This is a genomic window from Streptosporangium oxazolinicum (assembly GCF_039537505.1).
GTDB classification, from domain to species: Bacteria; Actinomycetota; Actinomycetes; order Streptosporangiales; family Streptosporangiaceae; genus Streptosporangium; species Streptosporangium oxazolinicum.
This window is the reverse complement of record NZ_BAABAQ010000006.1, coordinates 97,561-112,685: the sequence shown is the minus strand read 5'-3', so window position 1 is coordinate 112,685 and position 15,125 is coordinate 97,561. Positions and strand designations below refer to the sequence as shown.

Genomic DNA, 15,125 nt, shown 5'->3' with positions numbered 1-15,125 from the left:
CGGGAGAACGCCCTGGTCAGTCGTGCGCCGGGAAAGGTCCTTCGCCGGGGAAGCGGACGCCCGACTGCGAGCGGACCTCGTCCATGACGCCCATCACGTCGAGGGTCGCCTGCCAGGGCATGAGCGGGCTCTCCAGCAGGCCCTCGCGCAGGCAGCGCATCGCCTCGGTCGCCTCGTGCAGCATGCCCGAGTGCCGGGTTGCGGAGCCGATGGTCGGGCGGGAGGGAGACGGAGAACCCGAAGTCGGCGTGGACGGTGCTGACCGGGCCGACGGCGCCTTCCTCGACCAGCTCCACCCCGAACGAGTCATCTGACCCGGACGCCCGCGCGGAAGACCGCTCGGACGTCTCGGAGCCGGTCGAGATCCTCAAGGGGATTCCCGGTCACTGCCAGCAGGTCGGCGTCCGCGCCCACCGCGATCCGTCCCTTCCGGTCGGAAACCCCGCACGCCTGAGCGGCCAGGCTGGTCGCCGCCGTGAGCGCCTCCAGGGAGGACGGACCTTCCGCGGTGAACTGGGAGATGGCGTACGGCAGCACGTCGTGCGGCTTGACCGGCATGATGCCGGCGTCCGTACCGAGCACGATCCTGGCACCGAGCCTGTAGAGGGTCCTGAGGGCCTCGTGGACGGCTTGCACGCGCTTGGCGACCTCCGGTGGCAGGACAAGCGGTGAGTCGCCGGGGACGACGCCGATCGTCGCGCTCACGAAGACGTCGCTCTCGGCGATGGCGGCGAGCAGGGCCGGGTCCGCGTCGACTCCGTCCGCGGTCACGAATGTCGCGTGTTCGATGCTGTCCACCCCCGCCGTGAGCGCGTCCCTGATCGCCGGCGTACCGTGCGCGTGGGCCGCGACGAGCAGGCCGAGCCGGTGCGCCTCGTCGACGACGACCCGCAGGTCGGTCAGGGAGTACTGCGACTCGTGCGGCGGTGAGCCCGGCGTCATGTTGCCACCGCTCAGCATGATCTTGACGACCGCGCAGCCCCGCTCGTACCGCTCCCGTACCGCGGCACGCAGGGCAGCGGCTCCCTCGGCCGTGCCCCCCATGAAATGGCAGTGGCCGCCGGGCGTGGTGATCGGGGGCCCCGCCGCGAGGATCTCCGGTCCCTCTCCGGACTCCGCGTTCAACCTCAGCGCCAGATAGTCGCGGTCACCGAGGTCGCGCACGGTCGTGATACCGGCCCGGAGCGCCCTGCCTGCCGCGGTACGCATCCTGGCCAGCAGTTCCGCGTCGTCGGCGGTGGTGAACGCGGTCACCGGGTCGGAACCGGCGTCGAAGCCGAGATGCACGTGAGGGTCGATGAGCCCTGGCATCAGGAACGCGTCCGCGCCGAGGTCGACCAGCCCCACCCCGTCCGGCGGGAGAGCGCCCGTGGTGTCCACGCCGGTGATCCGCCCACCCTCCACGAAGACCGTCGTGGGTCCGGACACGTTCGTACCGTCGAACATCTGTCCGGCGTGAATGGCGAGTGGCGTCATGGTCGGGAGGCTCCTGGGGGGATGGCACACGCGGGCGGCCTGTCCCGTTTTCGGGACGGCGCGGATCGGGAGGTGGTAGCGGCGTAACAACATCACGAACGACCTGAGAGGACCCTGAAATTCGCTGAGAAACCCCTCAGAAGGAACGAACGCCCCCGCGCTCCTCGGCACGTACGGCCGTCAACGGGGCGGCTGTCGCGTCGCACCCCTGGGCCGGGTCGTGACCCCGGCCCTGCGCTCCTTTCCGAGGTTGCGCTTCAGCTACGGCGATCCACCCTGAGCCCACCCCCTCGGGACGCTTCAGCGGCGGCGAGTCGCCAAGACAGCCGGAAAGCAAGCAACTACGGCCCGCACCCCGTACGAGCAGAACACGTGCAGCGGAGGTGGGCGGGTGTTCCGGCCGACTTAAAAAGAGCCCGCAACCACCACGCCCGAGCAGGCCGAAGGCCGGAAACACCAGACAGCAACTGAGACGGCCGGCCGGAACACCCGCCCACCGCAGCGAGCACAAAGAACAACCACACCGGGCACCACGTACCGAGAACGCCCCGTCCGCCAGGGAAACGTTCCAGGCAGACAGGACGGGAAACACCTCAGGCGCAGGAAAAGGGGGCGCATTCGAGGGATCGTCGCAACACGATGATCACTTACTGGCGACATCCAGAATAGCGAGCCGACTGGGGTTCCGCCGATGGCTCGGATGACCAGATTGGGGCTGTCGCTGCGGTCCATGGTAGGTACTCGGCATGGAGTTCTTCTGTTATCACCGCGATCGGCCTGATTCCGCGGAGCTGCGTGACGAGCTGTTGGAAGAGCACTGGTCCTACATGGACCGGTACGCGGCGGAGATGATCGCACGTGGCCCGACCTTCGACCGCGGTGGCGACACGGCCACCGGCAGCGTGCACATCGCCGACCTGCCAGATCTCGCGAGTGCGCGCGCGTTCGTCTTCGATGAGCCTAACTATCAGGCCGGTGTGTACCGGGACGTGGTGTTGCGCCGATGGCGCAACGTGCTGGGGCGCACCATGTGGGATTTCCCTGGCGGCAGGGACGGTGGCAACCGGTATCTGGTGCTGGGCCTCGGATCCGGGCAGGCCGCCGACCTTGTCCCGCCGCCCGACCGGGACGAGCTGATCGCGTACGGGCCGCTGCTGTCCGACGACGGCACCACCTGGTTGGGTACGGCGTTGCTGCTCCGGGCGCCGGACCCGGACGCGGCACGTGCCGTCCTGACCCTGGACCGGTACGCCGACATCGAGGTCCACGACTGGGAGTTCGGCGGGCGACGGTAATGAGCACCTGACCGTGATCCATAAGGCGGAAGTATTCCTCCCGCTCACGGGTCGGCTTCCGCCGCCCCTGAGGTGTCCGGATCTTGCGGACCTCGAACTCCATCGCACTCCCCGAGCTGGGGTGTTGCGACGATCCCTGGAACGGAAGGGGAAACACCCCAAGCACATGGAGCGGGAAAAGCCTCAAGAGCGCGAAAGGGGAACGCCCCGGTTGTGTTATTCGCCGGGGAATCGGACGCCCACCTGGGAGCGGACCTCGTCCATGACGCCCATCACGTCGAGGGTCGCCTGCCAGGGCATCAGCGGGCTCTCCAGCAGGCCCTCGCGCAGGCAGCGCATCGCCTCGGTCGCCTCGTGCAGCATGCCCTTCCCCTCGAAGGGGACGTAGAAGGTCTCCGGCTCGCTGTCCGTGCGGTACAGGGTGAAGGTGTCGGGGCGGAAGAACATGTGCGGCAGCTCGATCCGGCCGAGCGGGCCGGAGATGGACGCGGTGACCGGGCTGTCCGTGGCGATGCCGCAGGACAGCAGGGCGACCGCGCCGCTGTCGTAGCCGAGCAGTACGCCGGTGTTCTCGTCCACCCCCTCGGGGGTGAGCCGCGCCCAGGACCGCACCCCGGCGGGGGCGCCGAGCACCATGTGGGCGAAGGAGATCGGGTAGACGCCCACGTCGAGCAGCGCGCCACCGCCGAGTGCCGGATTGCGGAGCCGATGGTCGGGCGGGACGGAGACGGAGAACGCGAAGTCGGCGTGGACGGTGCTGACCGGGCCGACGGCGCCTTCCTCGACCAGCTCCATGATCTTGCGGATGGCCGGGATGCAGCGCGTCCACATGGCCTCCATCAGGAACAGCCCCCGCTCCCGCGCGAGGTCGACCAGCTTGGCGGCCTCGGCCCGGTTGAGGGTGAACGCCTTCTCGCACAGCACGGCCTTGCCCCCTTCAAGGCAGGTCCGTACGGCGTCGTAGTGGGCGTTCTGGGTGTTGGCGACGTAGACGATGTCCACCTCGGGGTCGGCGGCCAGTTCCGCCCAGCTCCCGTGGGCCCGCGGAATGCCGTGCCGGTCGGCGAAGTCTCGCGCGGACTTCTCCGACCGCGATCCGACCGCGACCACCTCGGCGTCCAGCAGGCGCTTCAGGTCTTCGGTGAAAGTGGCGGCGATGCCGCCGGTCGCCAGAATTCCCCACTTAATCGCGTTCATGACGATATATCTCACCATGGACGCCCGGCGAGGAGGTCCCCGGTACCGGCCTTGTCCCGGGCGCCCACAAAAGGACCCGCGAAAGGACCGGCGGTGCGGGCCTCAGGTGCGGGTCTCAGAGGCGGCCCTCAGGGGCGGGCCTCACCCCGTGTGGCCCGCACCCCCCTGGAAACGTCAGCCGCGCGTGTCGGCGAGCAGGGCGTTGAGCACCAGGTCGGGGTGATCGCGCATCACGCCGCGCATCCGCCACTCGTCGGTGAACAGCGCCAGCAGGACCCCGTCGAGCGATCGGGTGAAGACCTCCACCCCGCGCTGGCGGGCCAGGATCGGCGCCGACTCGGCGTCGGTGAGCCTGGCGATGCCGAAGTCGAGCCGGTCCATCAGGATCTCGGTGTTGAACTCGGCGGCCATCCGGTGCTTGACCACGTCGAACTGCATCGGGCCCACCGCCGCGAGCACCGGCGACTGGTCGCCTCGGACGTCGGAGCGGAGCACCTGGACCACGCCCTCGGCGTCGAGCTGCTCGATCCCCTTGCGGAACTGCTTGGACCGGCTGGAGTCGCGGACCCTGGCGGTGGAGAAGTGCTCGGGCGCGAAGCTCGGGATCCTCGGGAACTCGACGGGCGGGCCGTCGTAGAGCGTGTCGCCGGGACGCAGGGCGCTGGCGTTGACCAGGCCGACCACGTCGCCGGGGTACGCCTCGTCGATCGTGGCGCGCTCCTGGCCGAAGACCGACTGGGCGTACTTGGTCGCGAACGGGCGGGCGGTGGCCGCGTGGACGAGCACCATGCCGCGCTCGAACCTGCCCGAGCAGACCCGGACGAAGGCGATCCGGTCGCGGTGCGAGGGGTCCATGTTGGCCTGCACCTTGAAGACCAGGCCGGAGAACGGCTCCTCCAGCGGGCGCGGGTCCTCGGCGACGTCCGGGCGGGGCGTGGGGGCGGGGGCGATGTCGACCATGGCGTCCAGCAGGCGGCCGACGCCGAAGTTGGACAGCGCGGCCCCGAACAGCACCGGGGTCGACTCGTGCGCCTCGAAGGTCTTCTGGTCGTGGTCGGAGCCGATCGCGGAGAGCAGGTCGATCTCGTCCTTGGCCCGCTCCCAGTCGCCGCCCAGCTCCGCCAGGGCCTGCTCGGCGCTCAGGTCGGTCTCGATGGCCTTGGTGGCGCCGCCGGGCGTACGGGTGTAGCGGACGATCCGGTCGGCGGTGCGGTCGGCCACGCCGTGGAAGAAGCCGCCGGTGCCGATCGGCCAGGTGATCGGCGTGGGCTTCAGGCCGGTGCGCTCCTCGATCTCGTCCAGCAGCTCCAGCGCCTCGCGCCCCGGCCGGTCCCACTTGTTGACGAACGTGATCACGGGGATGCGGCGGTGCCGGCAGACCTCGAACAGTTTCAGGGTCTGCGGCTCCATGCCCTTGGCCGCGTCGAGCAGCATGACCGCGCAGTCGACGGCGGCCAGCACCCGGTAGGTGTCCTCGGAGAAGTCGGCGTGGCCGGGGGTGTCGACCAGGTTGAACATGTGCCCGCGGTACTCGAACCGGAGCGCGGCGGAGGTGATGGAGATGCCCCTGGCCTTCTCCATCTCCATCCAGTCGGAGGTGACCCCGCGCCGCCCGGACTTGCCGTGCACCGCACCCGCCTGGCTGATCGCGGAGGCGTGCAGCGCCAGCGCCTCGGTCATGGTCGACTTACCCGCGTCGGGGTGGCTGATCACCGCGAACGTGCGGCGACGAGCCGCCTCCTGAAGGATCGCGGCCATTACTGATCTCCTAGCGATGCGTAAGGTGGGGTACTCCGGGCACAGTGCGGGGGCACTGAAGGGGTCCTAGGGTGCACCCTGGGTGCCGCCTGGTGCACTGAAAACAGCTTACGCGCCACCACAGGTGTCAACAGATGTGGCAACACTTCCCCAGGCCGCTTGCGCCACCATGGTGTTAAGTGGATTGTGGAACATCTCGGTTCGCCCTATGCCCATCCCAACTGTCCGAAAGCGGCTCAGCTCGTGCAACTCGACGATCTAGTGATGTGCAGATGATCACGCTGCGCTATACGGCAGGTTCCGACGTCGGCCGGATCCGGCAAGGCAACGAGGACGCCGCCTACGCGGGCGCCCGGCTTCTCGCCGTCGCCGACGGGATGGGCGGCCATGTGGGCGGGGAGGTCGCCAGCTCGGCGGCGATCGCCACCGTCGCGTCCCTGGACCAGGAGTGCCCCGGCGACCTCGCCGCCGCCGCCGAGGCCGGGGTCCGCAAGGCCAACCAGCGCCTGCGCGAGCTGGTCGAGGAAGACCCGTCACTCACCGGCATGGGCACCACCCTGACCCTGATGCTCTGGAACGGCTCGCGTGTCGCGCTCGCCCACATCGGCGACTCCCGCGCCTACCTCCTGCGCAACGGCGACCTGTACCAGATCACCTACGACCACACCCTGGTCCAGACGCTGATGGACGACGGCCGGATCACCGCCGAGGAGGCCGCCCGCCACCCGCACCGGTCGATCCTGCTGCAGGTCCTCGACGGCGGCGACAATCTTGAGCTCGACCTCTCCCTGCGGGACGCCGAGATCGGCGACCGCTACCTGCTCTGTTCCGACGGACTGTCCGGGGTGGTCGACGCCGAACGGCTCCGCCAGGTGCTCGCCGAGGTCGACGACCTCGACGAGGTGGCGCGGCAGCTGATCGCGCTCGCCTGCGACGCGGGAGGGCCCGACAACATCACCTGCGTGGTCGCCGACGTGGTCGAGGGGGAACCCTCGGACACCTCGGTGGTGGTCGGCTCGGCCAACCCCTCGTAGGGCCGACCCGACCCCTCATAGAGCTAGTCCCTCGTAGAGCCAGTCCCTCGCACGACCCATGTGGAGGCGCCCCCTCCCGTGCGGACCGGCCCTCACGGAGGCCGGACCGGTACGCGGCGAGTCCTGGTCGCGGCCGGGGGCAGCGGCTATCGTCGGAGATCAGGGCTCCTCGCCGATCACCGCTCCGGAGGGATGTTCCCCATGTACAAGGAGTTCGCCATCGAGGCCGTCGTGTGGCTCATTCCCGTCGTGATCCTCGTCGGCCTCGCCTACATGATCACTCGCCCCGCCTGACCTCCCGCGGCGGCTTCCCGGAACGACTTCCCGGGACGGGGCCGAAGGACGCGGAGCCCCGCTCCCGCTCCTCCGCCCTTCTACGTCCTGTTCTCCACGCCCTGGTCGCGTTGGCCCTCGGATGGTTCCCCCGCCCCCTCGCGCGCCGGTAAGCCCCGTGGCCGAGAAACCTGTGCAGATATTTCCCCGCTTTGGGAACTATTCCCTTTAACTATTCTTTATCTGTATATAGTCACTTACACGTGCTCGGGGGAGCGCGTTCCAGCATGCCAGCAGGGGGATCTCACACGCCGATGGGCCAGTTTGTCGATGCCGCACTGTCTTTTCCGACCGTCCTGTTCACATTCCTGCTCCTGGTGATCATCGCGTACTGGGTGCTCGTTGTGGCCGGGGTGTTCGGGTTCGACGGTGACAGCGGTGGCAGCGGTGTCGACGGTGACGGGTCCGAGGCGACGGGGGGCACCGGCCTCCTGAGCGGTCTGGGACTCGGCGGGGTCCCGGCCGCGGTGGCCGTCTCGCTGCTGGTCGTCGTCGCGTGGTTCGCGAGCCTCGTGGGCGGCACGCTGGTCACGAGCACCCCCGCCCTGGTCGCCGTACTGGTCGCGGCACTGGTCTGCGCCTGGGCGTGCACGCGTCTCCTCGTCCTGTCACTGCGGCGTCTCGTCCCGAAGGAGCGCGTCCCCTCCCGCGCCGACTTCGTGGGCCGCGTGTGCGTCATCCGCACGAGCCGCGTCGACCGCGCCTTCGGCCAGGCCGAGGTCACGTCCGCCGACGGCTCCTCCGCTCTCGTTCAAGTACGGCAGACCGGTGACGAGGTTTTCGCCGCCGGCAGCGTCGCCCTGATATTCGCCTATGACTCCCCCGGCGAATTCTTCTGGGTGACGCCGTACGACGCGGAACTCGACCCTGATCGTCCTATTTAACCGAGGGGCCACATTGGACGTCATCTCCACCGGGCTCGGCATCCTCCTCGCCGTCGTCCTCCTCGTCGTCATCGCCATGCTCTTCATGGTCAGCAAGTTGTTCCACAAGGTGGAACAGGGCAAGGCCCTGATCATCTCGAAGATCAACAAGGTCGACGTCACCTTCACCGGGGCCGTCGTGCTGCCCGTCTTCAACAAGTCCGAGCTGATGGACATATCGGTGAAGACCATCGAGATCGCGCGTACCGGCCGTGAGGGCCTGATCTGCCGTGACAACATCCGCGCCGACATCCGCATCACCTTCTTCGTCCGCGTCAACAAGACCGTCGAGGACGTGGTGAAGGTCGCCCAGGCCATCGGCACCGCGCGCGCGAGCGACCAGGAGACGCTGCAGGAGCTGTTCAACGCCAAGTTCTCCGAGGCGCTCAAGACGGTCGGCAAGCAGCTCGACTTCGTGGACCTCTACACCCAGCGCGACCACTTCCGCGACCAGATCATCCAGGTCATCGGCACCGACCTCAACGGCTACAGCCTTGAGGACGCGGCCATCGACTACCTGGAGCAGACCTCGCTGCTCTCCCTGGACAAGAACAACATCCTCGACGCGCAGGGCATCAGGAAGATCACCGAGCTGACCGCCATCGAGCACGTACGGACCAACGAGTTCCAGCGGCGCGAGGAGAAGGAGATCACCCGCCAGAACGTGGACGCGCGGGAGGCCATCCTGGAGCTGGAGCGCCGCCAGGCCGACGCGGAGACCAAGCAGAAGCGTGAGGTCGAGACCATGCGCGCCCGCGAGGAGGCGGAGACCGCCAGGGTCCAGGCCGAGGAGCGGCTCAAGGCGCACGCCGCGCACCTGCGTACCGACGAGCAGCTCGGCGTCCAGCAGGAGAACCAGGCCCGCGAGATCGCGGTGGCTGCGAAGAACCGCGAGCGGGTCCTCGCCATCGAGACCGAGCGGATCGAGAAGGACCGCCTGCTCGAGGTGATCGCCCGCGAGCGCGAGACCGAGCTGTCGCGCATCTCCAAGGACAAGGAGGTGGAGGGCGAGAAGCGCTCCATCGCCGAGGTGGTCCGCGAGCGGATCGTGGTGGAGAAGACGGTCGCCGAGCAGGAGGAGAGCATCAAGCGCCTGCGCGTGGTCGAGGAGGCCGAGCGGAACCGCCAGGCCGTGATCATCCAGGCCGAGGCCGAGGCGCAGGAGAGCCTGGTCAAGGACATCAAGGCGGCCGAGGCCGCCGAGGCCGCGTCCAGGCACCGGGCGCGTGAGGCGCTGGTGCTGGCCGAGTCGCGGCAGCAGGCCGCCGAGCTCGACGCCCGCGCCCAGATCCGCCTCGCCGAGGGCGTGCAGGCCGAGATGGCCGCCGTCGGCCTGGCCGAGGTGCAGGTACGGGAGCGGGACGCCGCGGCGATCGAGAAGGTCGGCCGCGCCGAGGCAAGCGTCGAGCGGGAGAAGGCGCTGGCGGTCGCCGAGGGCGAGCAGGCCAGGGCCCACGCCGTGGCCACCGCGGTGCGCGAGAAGCTCAAGGCCGAGGCGGAGGGCGAGCAGGCGATGGCGCTGGCCGCCGCCGCGACGGTCGGCGAGAAGCTCAAGGCCGAGGCCGAGGGTCTCACCGAGAAGGCCGCGGCGATGGCCGCGCTCACCGACGCCACCCGCGCCCACGAGGAGTACCGCCTGCGGCTGGAGGCCGAGAAGGAGATCCGTCTCGCGGGGGTGAACGTCCAGCTCAAGATCGCCGAGGCGCAGGCCTCCGTGGTGTCGGCCGGACTGTCCAAGGCCAACATCGACATCGTCGGCGGCGACACCGTGTTCTTCGACCGGCTGATGGGCTCGATCACCATGGGCAAGGCCGTGGACGGCTTCGTGGAGAACTCCGACGTCGCCCGTACGCTGGCCGGTCCCTACCTGGACGGCTCGGCGAGCCTCCCCGCCGACCTGGGCAGGGTTCTCGGCTCGATCGACACCGCCGACGTGCGGAACCTCTCGCTGTCCGCGCTGCTGATGAAAATGATCAAGGAAGGCGGTCCCGACGCGGACAGGCTGCGCGGCCTGCTGGGCGAGGCCCAGGCGGCCACCACGACCGAGGTCCCCGTCGCCGCCCTGGCCAACGCCAACGCCAACACCGGCAACTCCACCGGTTCCGTCAAGCAGTGACGTCCTCCACGGCGGAGGCCGTCACCGGCGCCCCCGGCGAGGGGGCGGGGCTGGACGCGGGCACCTACGAGGTGCTCCGCGTCCGGCTGGCCGAGCAGGCCGCCGAGCTGGCCCGGCAGTCCGACGCGCTCAACGCCGAGCGCCTCGCGGTGTTCGGCGGGACCGAGCTGCGCCTGGTCGGCACCGAGCGGATACGCACCGAGAACAACTGCGTGCCGCGCGACATCGTGTCGGTCGGCGGGCTCATGCTCTTCGGCTACAACGTGTTCATCGGGATGAAGCCGGAGACGACCGTCGAGGACGTCTTCTCCGTGCACACCTTCGTCCGGGACGTGACGGGGGACGAGGGAAACGCGTTCCGGTTCGACCCCGCGCCGATGTTCCGCGACCCGCGCTTCGAGCGGGACTTCGCCGAGCTCTACCGGTACTACCGGGAGACCCGGCTGCTCCAGCTCCGCCGCGTCGAGGACAGGATGCTCGCCGTCTTCCAGACCGGCCCGCAGGACACGCGCGTGCTGCGCTGGCAGGTCGGGGCGGACGGCACGCTCTCCTACATCGACGACCGGGGGGAACGCGACCACACGTTCCCGCCCTCGCACGACTTCGAGTGGATCCCGGCCACCCGCGACGACCACGTGCCCGGCCGCCACCCGCACATCTCGATCGAGGGCGAGGTGTTCGTCGAGACCGTCGGCGGCGACCTCACCATCAAGATCGAGAACAACACCGAGACCGGGGAGGGCGTCTACCGCGAGCCCGTCGCGGAGCCGCTGCAGAGCCTCGCCGACGCGGAGGTGCACCACGCCAGGATCGGCCCGCTGATCCTGCTGCGGGTACGGCCGTACAAGGAACCCGAGTGGCGGCACCTGGTGTTCAACACCCGGACCAAGGGCGTGGTCCGCCTCGACGGCATCGGGCGGGCCTGCCGGCGCCTGCCCGAGGACCAGGGGATCATCTTCCCCGGCGGCTACCACCTGTCCACCGGGGTCGGCAAGACCTTCGACACCGACGTGTCCGAGCTGGAGTTCGAGCGGGTCATCCGCTCCCCCAACGGCGAGGACGTGCTGTACGTCTTCCACGCCCGCGCCGAGGGGCGGTCGCTGCTGCTGCCGTACAACGTGATCCGCAAGGAGGTGGAGACGCCGCTGTCCTGCCACGGGTACTCGCTGTTCGACGACGGCACGCTGGTCGTCTTCAAGGCCACCTCCGACGAACCCACTCGCGTCCACCCCATGCAGGTCTGGCAGACCGCGTACCAGTCGGACGTCTACGCCGCCGGGCGCCCGGCCGGCACCGGGCCGCTGGAGCGGATCGGCAACGCGGAACTGGTGCGGGGCATCTCCGACTGCCTGTCGGTGGCGCGGATGGTCGAGGAGATGGCGCCGTCGACCCCGGTCCTCGAAGCGCTGATCGCCTCCTGCTCCCGGGTCTTCGACCACTATCACTGGCTGGGCGAGCACCGGCTGCGCGGCCCGCTCGCCGACGTGCGGGCCACGGCCGAGCAGGTGCTGGACGAGTTCGAGAAGGTCCGGTCGCTCACCCGGCAGGCCGCCGAGGCGCTGGAGGCCGCCGCCGCCGAGGTCACCGCGCTCGTACGGCACGCGCGCGGCGAGACGCCCAGGTCCGCGCGGGGCTGGATCGACCGGCTGTCGGAGCTGCGGCGGTCGCAGGGGCACCTGGTGACCCTGCGCGAGCTGCGGCGCGTCGACACCGCCGGGATCGACGCGCTCGACGCGGAGCTCACGGCCGAGCTGGGCGGCACCGCGCGGCGGGCGGCGGAATTCCTGCGGGGCGACGACGCCTTCGCCGAATACCACGCGGAGGTCGAGCGGCTGGTCTCCGACGCGGGCGCCATCGCGACCGTGGCCGAGGCCGGGCCGATCGGCGAGCGGCTGGAACGGCAGGCGCGGGGCCTGGAGATCGTGGTCGAGGTCGTCGGCACCCTCGACATCGCCGACGCCACCGTGCGGACCGCCATCCTGGAACGGATCGGCGAGGTGCTCGGCGGGGTCAACCGCGCCCGCGCCACGCTGGACGCCCGGCGCGGGGAGCTGCTGGCCGGTGAGGGGCGGGCGGCCTTCGCGGCCGAGTACGCCCTGCTGGGGCAGGCGGTCACCGGGGCGCTGGCGATGTCCGACACCCCCGAGCGCTGCGACGAGCAGCTGGGCCGCCTGATGCTCCAGCTGGAGAACCTGGAGTCGCGCTTCGCCGAGTTCGACGACTTCCTGGGGCAGCTGACCTCCAAGCGGGAGGACGTCTACGAGGCGTTCTCCTCGCGCCGCCAGGCACTGCTCGACGAGCGGGCCCGCCGCGCCGACCGGCTCGCCGACTCCGCCACGCGCGTCCTGTCGAGCGTACGGCGCCGGGTGGCCGGGCTGACGTCGCTGGACGAGGTGAACACCTACTTCGGGTCCGACCCGATGGTGCTCAAGCTGAAGAGCGTGGCCGGGGAGCTACGCGCACTGGGCGACCAGGTGCGCGCGGAGGAGCTCGAAGGCCGGATCAAGTCCGCCCGCCAGGAGGCGGGCCGCGCCCTGCGCGACCGGCTCGACCTCTACACCGACGGCGGGGAGACCATCCGGCTCGGCCGCCACCTGTTCGCGGTCAACACCCGGGCGGCCGACCTCACCCTGGTTCCCCACGAGGACCGGATGGCGTTCGCCGTCACCGGGACCGACTACCGTTCCCCGGTGCGCGACGCGGCCTTCGAGGAGACCCGGCCGTTCTGGAACCAGCTGACGGTCTCGGAGTCGCCGGAGGTCTACCGGGGCGAGCACCTGGCCGCCTCGATCCTGGCCGCCGCCGAGGCCGGAACCCCGGGCGCGGGCTCCCTGGAGGCGCTGCACGAGGCGGCGGGGAGCGGCGGGAAGCTGCTGGAGATCGTCCGCCGGGTGGCGGAGACCCGGTACGACGAGGGCTACGAGCGGGGCGTGCACGACCACGACGCCACCTCGATCCTCCAGGCCGCGCTCCGGCTGCGCGCGGGCGCGGGACTGCTCCGCTACCCGCCCGCCGCGAGGGCCGCCGCCCAGCTCTTCTGGGCCTTCGGCACCGACGAGGCCACCCGGGCGGCGTGGACCACCCGGGCGACGTCGCTCGCGCGGGCACGGACCCTGTTCGGCGGGGTGGAGGCGGTGGAGGAGACCCGCGCCGCCCTCGGCTCCGCGATCGCGTCCTTCGGCCGGGACCTCCACGGCGACGGTACGGGAGACGAGCGTGTCTTCGAGCTGGCCGGGGAGTATCTCTTCGAGGAACTGCCGGGCAGGCCGTTCGGGTTCGTGACGAGCGCGGGGGCGCGGTCGCTGCTCGACCGGTTCGACCGGGCGCTGGGACCGGCGCGCGGGGAGTTCGAGGACGACCTGCGGGCGCTCGGCGACGACCTCGCCGCACGCCACCGCCTGGCCGAGGCGTGGCTCTCCGCCTTCGACACCTCGGGGTCGGGCTCCGGCCTGGAATCGAGGTCGGGGTCCGGGTCGGCGGAGCTGGTGGAGGCGGTGGCCGTACTGCTGTGCGAGGTGCCCCGGCACGACTCCTCGGCGGCGCTGACCACCGAGGTCAAGGGGCTGCTCGGCGCGCACCCCCGGATCTCCGGGCGCGCGATGGAGCTGCGCCTGGACGAGTTCCTCGCCAGGACCCGGCACTTCCGCGACCACCGCGTCCCCGCGTACCGCGCCTACCAGAGGCGGCGCAACGAGCTGGTCGCTGCCGAGCGCGAGCGGCTGAGGCTGGAGGAGTTCCAGCCGAAGGTGATGAGCGCCTTCGTCCGCAACCAGCTGCTCGACGAGGTCTACCTGCCGCTGATCGGCGACAACCTGGCCAAGCAGCTCGGCGCGGCCGGGGACGTCAAGCGGACCGACCAGATGGGCATGCTGCTGCTCATCTCCCCGCCGGGCTACGGCAAGACCACCCTCATGGAGTACGTGGCCAACCGGCTGGGGCTGATCTTCGTCAAGGTCAACGGTCCGGCCCTGGGGCACCTGGTGACCTCGGTGGACCCGGCGCGGGCGCCCGACGCGACGGCGCGGCAGGAGATCGAGAAGATCTCCTTCGCGCTGGAGATGGGCAACAACGTCCTGCTGTACCTGGACGACATCCAGCACACCTCCCCCGAGCTGCTGCAGAAGTTCGTCTCCCTGTGCGACGGCCAGCGCCGGATGGAGGGCGTCTGGGAGGGGAGGACCCGCACCTACGACCTGCGGGGCAAGCGCTTCGCGGTCTGCATGGCGGGCAACCCGTACACCGAGTCGGGCAGGCGCTTCCACATCCCCGACATGCTCGCCAACCGCGCCGACGTGTGGAACCTCGGTGACGTGCTGTCGGGGCGGGACGAGCTGTTCGCGCTGAGCTACATCGACAACGCGCTCACCTCCAATCCGGTCCTGTCGCCGCTCTCCACCCGCGACCGGGGCGACATCCGCCTCCTGGTACGGCTGGCGCGCGGCGACTCGGGGGTCCGGGCCGACCAGCTCTCCCACCCGTACTCCTCGGTGGAGCTGGAGCAGGTCCTCGCGGTGTTGCGCAAGCTGCTGCGGGTCCAGCGGGTGGTGCTGGCCAACAACCGGGCGTACATCGCCTCGGCCGCCCAGTCGGACGCGTCGCGGACCGAGCCGCCGTTCCAGCTCCAGGGCTCGTACCGGAACATGAACAAGCTCGCGGCCCGGGTCGTCCCGGTGATGAACGACGCCGAGTTGGAGGCCGTGATCGACGACCACTACCTCGGCGAGGCCCAGACCCTCACCTCGGGCGCGGAGGCCAACCTGCTCAAACTGGCCGAGCTGCGCGGCACCATCACCCCCGTACAGGCCGCGCGGTGGGCCGAGGTGAAGGCCGCCTACCTGCGCTCCCAGGCCCTCGGCGGCGCCGAGGACGACCCGATGACCCGCGCGGTCGGCGCGGTCGGCCTGCTCGCCGACCGGGTGAGCACCGCCATCGAACACGCCGCCGACCGCCTGTCCCCCGGACCGTGAGACCCGGGGCGGGGCCACCGTCGAGC

The 15,125-nt window shown here is 70.3% G+C and carries 9 protein-coding genes; 5 read left to right on the top strand and 4 right to left on the bottom strand.

What is annotated here, in order from left to right; translation table 11 throughout:
- Positions 1 to 16: 16 nt before the first annotated feature.
- Both ABD817_RS18040 and ABD817_RS18035 read right to left on the bottom strand, forming a co-directional pair.
- Positions 17 to 184 carry a hypothetical protein gene (locus tag ABD817_RS18040; protein ID WP_344919126.1) on the bottom strand — a complete coding sequence of 56 codons (168 nt, stop codon included), beginning with the start codon at positions 182 to 184 and terminating at the stop codon, positions 17 to 19.
- Between the two features lie 122 nt (positions 185 to 306).
- On the bottom strand, positions 307 to 1,476 hold the full coding sequence (locus ABD817_RS18035) for an amidohydrolase family protein (protein WP_344919125.1): 1,170 nt from the start codon (positions 1,474 to 1,476) through the stop codon (positions 307 to 309).
- 746 nt (positions 1,477 to 2,222) lie between these two features.
- Here ABD817_RS18035 and ABD817_RS18030 point away from each other — a divergent pair.
- The gene (locus ABD817_RS18030; protein ID WP_344919124.1) at positions 2,223 to 2,771 is read left to right on the top strand and encodes a YciI family protein; all 549 of its coding nucleotides are present in this window, start codon (positions 2,223 to 2,225) and stop codon (positions 2,769 to 2,771) included.
- Between the two features lie 216 nt (positions 2,772 to 2,987).
- On the opposite strand, the gene ABD817_RS18025 is transcribed toward ABD817_RS18030, so the two are convergent.
- Both ABD817_RS18025 and ABD817_RS18020 read right to left on the bottom strand, forming a co-directional pair.
- Positions 2,988 to 3,968, bottom strand: a complete 981-nt coding sequence (locus ABD817_RS18025; protein WP_344919123.1) for a Gfo/Idh/MocA family protein — start codon at positions 3,966 to 3,968, stop codon at positions 2,988 to 2,990.
- A 174-nt stretch (positions 3,969 to 4,142) separates the two neighbouring features.
- Entirely contained in the window at positions 4,143 to 5,726 is a 1,584-nt protein-coding gene (locus tag ABD817_RS18020) for a peptide chain release factor 3 (protein ID WP_344919122.1), read from the bottom strand.
- Positions 5,727 to 5,998: 272 nt separating this feature from the next.
- On the opposite strand from ABD817_RS18020, the gene ABD817_RS18015 reads away from it, so the two are divergent.
- The 4 genes from ABD817_RS18015 to ABD817_RS18000 all read left to right on the top strand — a co-directional run bounded on the left by ABD817_RS18015 (position 5,999) and on the right by ABD817_RS18000 (position 15,099).
- Complete coding sequence (locus tag ABD817_RS18015) at positions 5,999 to 6,760, top strand: PP2C family protein-serine/threonine phosphatase (RefSeq protein WP_344919444.1); 762 nt, start codon at positions 5,999 to 6,001, stop codon at positions 6,758 to 6,760.
- Positions 6,761 to 7,347: 587 nt separating this feature from the next.
- A complete protein-coding gene (locus ABD817_RS18010; RefSeq protein ID WP_344919121.1) occupies positions 7,348 to 7,977 on the top strand; it encodes a hypothetical protein in 630 nt (209 codons plus the stop codon).
- 13 nt (positions 7,978 to 7,990) lie between these two features.
- Positions 7,991 to 10,132, top strand: coding sequence for a flotillin family protein (locus tag ABD817_RS18005; protein WP_344919120.1), 2,142 nt, complete (start codon positions 7,991 to 7,993; stop codon positions 10,130 to 10,132).
- Positions 10,129 to 15,099 (top strand): DNA repair ATPase, encoded by a 4,971-nt coding sequence (locus ABD817_RS18000; RefSeq protein WP_344919119.1) that lies wholly within the window; start codon positions 10,129 to 10,131, stop codon positions 15,097 to 15,099. The genes ABD817_RS18005 and ABD817_RS18000 overlap by 4 nt, the downstream gene beginning before the upstream one ends.
- Positions 15,100 to 15,125 lie beyond the last annotated feature (26 nt).

What these genes read in the sequence shown, in the direction of transcription:
- ABD817_RS18025 (WP_344919123.1), bottom strand. Translation starts at nt 3,968, where the DNA reads ATGAACGCGATTAAGTGGGGAATTCTGGCGACCGGCGGCATCGCCGCC.
- ABD817_RS18010 (WP_344919121.1), top strand. Translation starts at nt 7,348, where the DNA reads ATGGGCCAGTTTGTCGATGCCGCACTGTCTTTTCCGACCGTCCTGTTC.
- ABD817_RS18015 (WP_344919444.1), top strand. Translation starts at nt 5,999, where the DNA reads ATGATCACGCTGCGCTATACGGCAGGTTCCGACGTCGGCCGGATCCGG.
- ABD817_RS18020 (WP_344919122.1), bottom strand. Translation starts at nt 5,726, where the DNA reads ATGGCCGCGATCCTTCAGGAGGCGGCTCGTCGCCGCACGTTCGCGGTG.
- ABD817_RS18035 (WP_344919125.1), bottom strand. Translation starts at nt 1,476, where the DNA reads ATGACGCCACTCGCCATTCACGCCGGACAGATGTTCGACGGTACGAAC.
- ABD817_RS18030 (WP_344919124.1), top strand. Translation starts at nt 2,223, where the DNA reads ATGGAGTTCTTCTGTTATCACCGCGATCGGCCTGATTCCGCGGAGCTG.
- ABD817_RS18040 (WP_344919126.1), bottom strand. Translation starts at nt 184, where the DNA reads ATGCTGCACGAGGCGACCGAGGCGATGCGCTGCCTGCGCGAGGGCCTG.